The 5,520-nt window shown below is 60.8% G+C and carries 7 protein-coding genes; all 7 read left to right on the forward strand.

Features of this window, described 5'->3' with window-relative positions; translation table 11 throughout:
* On the forward strand, positions 1-274 hold a 274-nt coding region (locus tag VFF99_RS03095), incomplete at its 5' end, for a KdsC family phosphatase (RefSeq protein WP_325014897.1).
* Between the two features lie 5 nt (positions 275-279).
* A complete protein-coding gene (gene lptC, locus VFF99_RS03100; protein ID WP_325014899.1) occupies positions 280-858 on the forward strand; it encodes an LPS export ABC transporter periplasmic protein LptC in 579 nt (192 codons plus the stop codon).
* Positions 859-895: 37 nt separating this feature from the next.
* Positions 896-1,444: a lipopolysaccharide transport periplasmic protein LptA gene (lptA, locus tag VFF99_RS03105; protein ID WP_325014901.1), complete on the forward strand. Its 549-nt coding sequence runs from the start codon at positions 896-898 to the stop codon at positions 1,442-1,444.
* A 1-nt stretch (position 1,445) separates the two neighbouring features.
* Positions 1,446-2,186 (forward strand): LPS export ABC transporter ATP-binding protein, encoded by a 741-nt coding sequence (gene lptB / locus VFF99_RS03110; RefSeq protein WP_325014903.1) that lies wholly within the window; start codon positions 1,446-1,448, stop codon positions 2,184-2,186.
* 19 nt (positions 2,187-2,205) lie between these two features.
* The gene (locus tag VFF99_RS03115) at positions 2,206-3,693 is read left to right on the forward strand and encodes an RNA polymerase factor sigma-54 (protein WP_325014905.1); all 1,488 of its coding nucleotides are present in this window, start codon (positions 2,206-2,208) and stop codon (positions 3,691-3,693) included.
* A 92-nt stretch (positions 3,694-3,785) separates the two neighbouring features.
* On the forward strand, positions 3,786-4,133 hold the full coding sequence (gene hpf, locus VFF99_RS03120) for a ribosome hibernation-promoting factor, HPF/YfiA family (RefSeq protein ID WP_325014907.1): 348 nt from the start codon (positions 3,786-3,788) through the stop codon (positions 4,131-4,133).
* A gap of 151 nt (positions 4,134-4,284) precedes the next feature.
* On the forward strand, positions 4,285-5,376 hold the full coding sequence (locus VFF99_RS03125) for an enoyl-CoA hydratase/isomerase family protein (RefSeq protein WP_325014909.1): 1,092 nt from the start codon (positions 4,285-4,287) through the stop codon (positions 5,374-5,376).
* The last annotated feature ends 144 nt before the right edge of the window (positions 5,377-5,520 follow it).

Consider the following 5,520-nt stretch of genomic DNA (forward strand, 5'->3'; position numbering starts at 1 on the left):
GCACGACAAGCTCGATGCATTCGAAGACCTGCTGGCGAAAACCGGCATCGGCAAGGAAGAATGCGGCTTCGTCGGCGACGACGTGATCGACCTGCCCATCCTGATGCGCGTCGGCTTTGCCGCAAGCGTGCCGAACGGACACGGGGAAGTGAAATCGCGGGTGCATTACGTTACCAAGGCCGGCGGCGGCCAGGGCGCGGCGCGCGAACTGTGCGACCTGATCCTGCGTGCCCAAGGCAATTACGAAGCGGCGCTGGCGCCCTACCTGAAGTAAGCACGATGCGACCGCGCCTCCGGTTTTTCATGACGCTTGCGCCGCTCGTCGTGCTGGCACTGGCGAGTTTCTGGCTGTATGAAGTGATGCGACGGGCGACAGACGCCGCCGAGCCCAGCCCGGAGCGCAGCGAACCGGATTTCTACGTCGAAAAATTCAGCTACGTGAAACTGTCGAAGACAGGCACCGCGCAATACCATTTTTCGGGCGAAAGGCTCACGCACAATCCGCAGGACGACTCCTACGATATCGTCAACCCGGTGGTGAACAACATCAGCAATGCCGAGGCGCCGATGACCATCAGGGCAAAGCGCGCGCGCGTCAACAGCGACAACAGCCAGGTGCACCTGTACGACAACGTACGCATGGACCGGCCCGGATCGGCGACCGTGGAACCGGTCCGCATCCGCACCGAGTACATGCTGGTGCTGCCCGACGACGACGTGATGAAGACCGACAAGGCAGTGGAAATCACGACCGATCGCGCAAAGCTGACGGGCGTAGGCATGGTGGCGAACAATGCAACCGGGGAGTTCAACCTGACGAGCAATGTTCATGGCACGTATCAAGCCCCCGTGCGCTGAATCGGTATAACTTGATGCTTCACATTCGAGATATTTCATGAAACATTTCTTCTTGTTGCTGTTGACGCTGATCGCGCTGGGCGCATGCAACGCGCACGCGGAAAAGGCCGACTCCGACAAGCCGACCAACGTCGAGGCAGACCAGATGGCCTACGACGACGTCAAGCAGATCAACACCTTTACCGGCAACGTGGTCCTGACCCGCGGCACGCTGGTCATGCGTGCCCACAAGCTGGTGGTTTCGCAGGACCCGGCCGGTTACCAGTTCGCGACCCTGCTCGCGCCGGCGGGCGGCGTGGCGACGTTCCGCCAGAAGCGCGACGCCGGCCCGAACCAGTGGATCGAGGGGCAGGCGGAGCGCATCGAATACGATGGCAAGACGGAAATCGTGAAACTGTTCTCGAAGGCAAAGATGCGCCGCCTGGAAGGCAACAAGCCGACCGATGAAGTCGAAGGCGAGTTCATTTCGTATGACAGCCGCGCCGAATTCTTTACAGTGAACAATACGGCGAGCGGCGCCAGCAAGCCGGGCGGCGGACGCATCAAGGCGACCATCCAGCCGCGCTCCGAGTCGAAGGACAAATGACATGACGAGCACGCTGGTAGTCAATGGCCTGCAGAAGAGCTACGGCACGCGCCAGGTGGTGCGCGATGTCTCGCTGCAGGTTGCAAGCGGCGAAGTGGTCGGCCTGCTCGGACCGAACGGCGCCGGCAAGACGACGTCGTTCTACATGATCGTCGGCCTCGTGCCGTCGGATGCGGGGGATATCGACCTCAACGGCGTCGCGATCTCGCGCCTGCCGATCCACCGGCGGGCGACGCTGGGCTTGTCCTACCTGCCGCAGGAGGCATCGGTATTCCGCAAGCTGAGCGTCGAGGACAACATCCGCGCGGTGCTGGAACTGCAGCGCGTCAACGACAAGCCGCTGCCCAAGGCGGAAATCGAAACGCGCCTGAACAAGCTGCTGGCCGAACTGCAGATCGAGCGCCTGCGCGAGAACCAGGCATTGTCGCTGTCGGGCGGCGAGCGCCGGCGCGTGGAAATCGCACGCGCGCTGGCAACGAACCCGCGCTTCGTGCTGCTGGACGAACCGTTCGCCGGCGTCGACCCGATTGCGGTGATCGAGATCCAGCGCATCGTGCGCTTCCTGAAGGAACGCGGCATCGGCGTGCTGATCACAGACCACAACGTGCGTGAGACCCTTGGTATATGCGACCGCGCCTATATCATCAACCAGGGCTCTGTCCTGGCAAGCGGACGGCCCGACGACATCATCGCCAACGAGTCGGTGCGGCGCGTGTATTTGGGTGAACACTTCCGGATGTAATGGAAGAAGACCAAAGCGTATGAAACAGACACTCCAACTTCGAATCTCGCAACATCTGGCGCTGACGCCCCAGTTGCAGCAGTCCATCAGGCTGCTGCAACTGTCGACGCTCGAGCTGCACCAGGAGCTGGAACAAATCCTGTCGGAAAATCCGATGCTGGAACGGGTGGACGATCCCCTCGACCATTCCGTGCGCCTGCTTGCCGATGGCGCGATCAATGCAACGACGGCCGCCAACGGCAGTTCGCCCGAGGCGCCTGCGCCGGAAAGCGGCTCGACGTCGTCTTCCGAAGAGCCCGAGGGCGGCTTCGAGGGTGGCGAAGGATCGGATGGCGCCTCCGGCGACAGCGACTGGAGCTTCGACGATGTCGCGCGCACCTCCAAGGCGCCGGAAGACGACGACGCGCGCCCGCAGCTTGAAGCGCACGAGGTGACGCTGCGCGAGCACCTGCTCGAACAGATGCGCGTGACGGTGCGCGAACAGCGCGACCGGGCGCTCGTCGAACTGATCATCGATGCGCTCGACGACAACGGTTACCTGGAAGAGCCGATCGAGGAAATCCACGCGCGCGTGCCGGAAGAGCTCGGCATCGAACTCGAAGAACTCCAGGTTGCGCTGAAGCTGGTGCAGAGTTTCGAGCCGGCGGGCGTGGGCGCGCGCAACGCATCGGAATGCCTTGCGATCCAGATCCGCCGTTTTCCGAAGGTGCCGCTCGTCACGCGACGTCGCGCGCTCGAAATCGTCGAGAAGCATCTCGCGCTGTTCGCGCAACGCGACTTCAACAAGCTGAAAAAGGTACTCGACTGCGACGAAGAAGACCTGCGCGAGGCACAACAAGTGATCCGCTGCTGCAACCCGCATCCCGGCGCACTCTTCGCCTCCGATGCGTCGGACTATGTGGTGCCGGACGTGATTGTCAAGAAAACAAAGAACGGCTGGCAGGTCTTCCTCAACCACGACGTGATGCCGCGTCTGCGCGTGAACGCGCTGTACGCCAACATCCTGAAGCAAAGCAAGGGTGAGGGATCGCTTACTTCCCAGCTGCAGGAAGCGAAGTGGCTGATCAAGAACATGCGCCAGCGCTTCGACACGATCTTGCGTGTTGCACAAGCAATTGTCGACCGTCAACGAAATTTCTTCTCGCATGGCGCGGTCGCCATGCGCCCTCTTGTCTTGCGTGAAATTGCTGATACACTGGGTCTACACGAGAGCACTATTTCACGTGTGACAACTCAGAAGTACATGTTGACCCCTCACGGCATGTTCGAGTTGAAGTACTTCTTCGGCAGCCACGTCGCCACGGAAGCGGGGGGTGAAGCTTCATCGACGGCGATCCGCGCGCTGATCAAACAATTGATAGGAGCAGAAGACCCCAAGAATCCATTCTCAGACAGCAAAATTGCGGATATGTTGGGGGAACAAGGCATGGTCGTGGCGCGACGCACTGTCGCCAAGTATCGCGAAGCCCTGAAAATCCCTCCAGTCAATCTGCGCAAATCCCTGTAGTAATTGTGTTGTAGTGCAGTCGTTGTGTTCGGCGTGGTTCGTCTGCGCGGGCACGCGCGAACCTCCAGCGACACCATCCATAGGAGCGCTGTATGAATCTCACAATCAGTGGACATCACCTCGAATTGACACCGGCCATCCGCGAATACGTGGTAAACAAGCTGGAACGCATCATCCGCCACTTCGATCATGTCATTGATATCGCAGTCATCTTGGGTGTGGAAAAACCTTCGGAAAAAGACAAGAGACAGAGAGCGGAAGTGAATCTGCGACTACGGGGCAATGTCATTCACGTCGAGAGTTTTGCGCAAGACCTGTACGCAGCGATCGACACACTGATTGACAAGCTGGACCGCCAGGTACTGAAGTACAAGACGAAGATCCAGGACCATCAGCACGAAACCATCAAGCGCATGCCGGACATCTCGGCCACTGCGTAAAGACCTCACCGGCCGCACAGGCCGTGTCAACCAAGGGCGCATCGAATGCGCCCTTTTTGTTTCCCCCCTCGGGATGAATGTCGGCACGACGACTGCACGCAGGGGACGATGCCGATACAATAATCCGCTTTACGATCCCGCACTATCCACCATGACGCAATTCGTCCAGACCAGCATCAAGAACCAGATCGGTTTCATCACGCTCGACCGCCCGAAGGCGCTCAATTCGCTGTCCCTCGACATGGTGCGCGCAATTACCGCGGCGCTTCTCGCATGGCGCGACGATGGCGCCGTCAAGGCGGTCGTGATCCACAGCAGCAGCGAACGCGCATTCTGCGCCGGCGGCGACATCCGCTTCTTCCATGACGCCGGGCGCTCGACGCCCCAGGGCGGCAGCGCCCTGCTGGAAGACTTCTTCACCGAAGAGTATGCGCTGAACCACCTGATCCATTTCTACCCGAAGCCCTATATCGCCGTCATGGACGGCATCGTGATGGGCGGCGGCATGGGCGTCGCGCAAGGCGGGGAAAGCAACCGCATGCGCATCGTCACCGAGCGTACGAAGATGGCGATGCCCGAGGTGAACATCGGCCTGTTCCCCGACGTCGGCGGCGGTTATTTCCTGTCGCGCACGCCGGGGCAGCTCGGCACCTACCTTGGCGTGACGGGTGAAGTCATCGGGGCCGCTGACGCGCTGTATGCCGGCCTGGCAGATGTGTTCGTGCCCGCCGGCGAACTCGCCGCCTTGTTCGCCATGTTGGAATCGGCGGATGCTTCCAGCATCACGCAATCGGTTCGCGAATTCGCCGCGCGTTTCAAGGCACAGGCCGAACCGTCGGCAAGCATGCTGGCGGCTGAACGGAACGCGATCGACAAGCATTTCGCCGGCGACAATGTGGGGGCCATCGTCGCATCACTGTCGCAGGACGACGCGGCCTTCGCGAAGAAGACGCTCGACACGATGGGCAAGCGTTCGCCACTGATGATGTGCGTGACGCTGTCGCAGCTGCGCCGCGGACAATCGATGAGTGTCGCCGACTGCCTGCGCATGGAGCGCACGATGGTGCGCCGCAGTTTCGAGAACGGCGAGGTGCTGGAAGGCATCCGCTCGGTGGTGATCGACAAGGACAATGCACCGAAGTGGTCGCCGTCGCAGCTGTCCGAGGTCAGCGCGGAGATGATCGAGCGCTTCTTCGAGCCGGCATGGCCGGCGCATGCGCACCCGCTGCGCGAGTTGGACTAGTAGAGAACCGTAGGGTGGGTAGAGCGCAGTGTATAGCCGGGGGACATAGGTAACACCTGTCGGGAGACATGGGTAACACCTTTTATGATCATCGCGTTGCAACAATCTGGAGCGCGCGATGCCTTGGAAGGAGTCTTCCCGTAT

The organism is Noviherbaspirillum sp. (genome assembly GCF_035654295.1).
Lineage (GTDB): Bacteria > Pseudomonadota > Gammaproteobacteria > Burkholderiales > Burkholderiaceae_D > Noviherbaspirillum.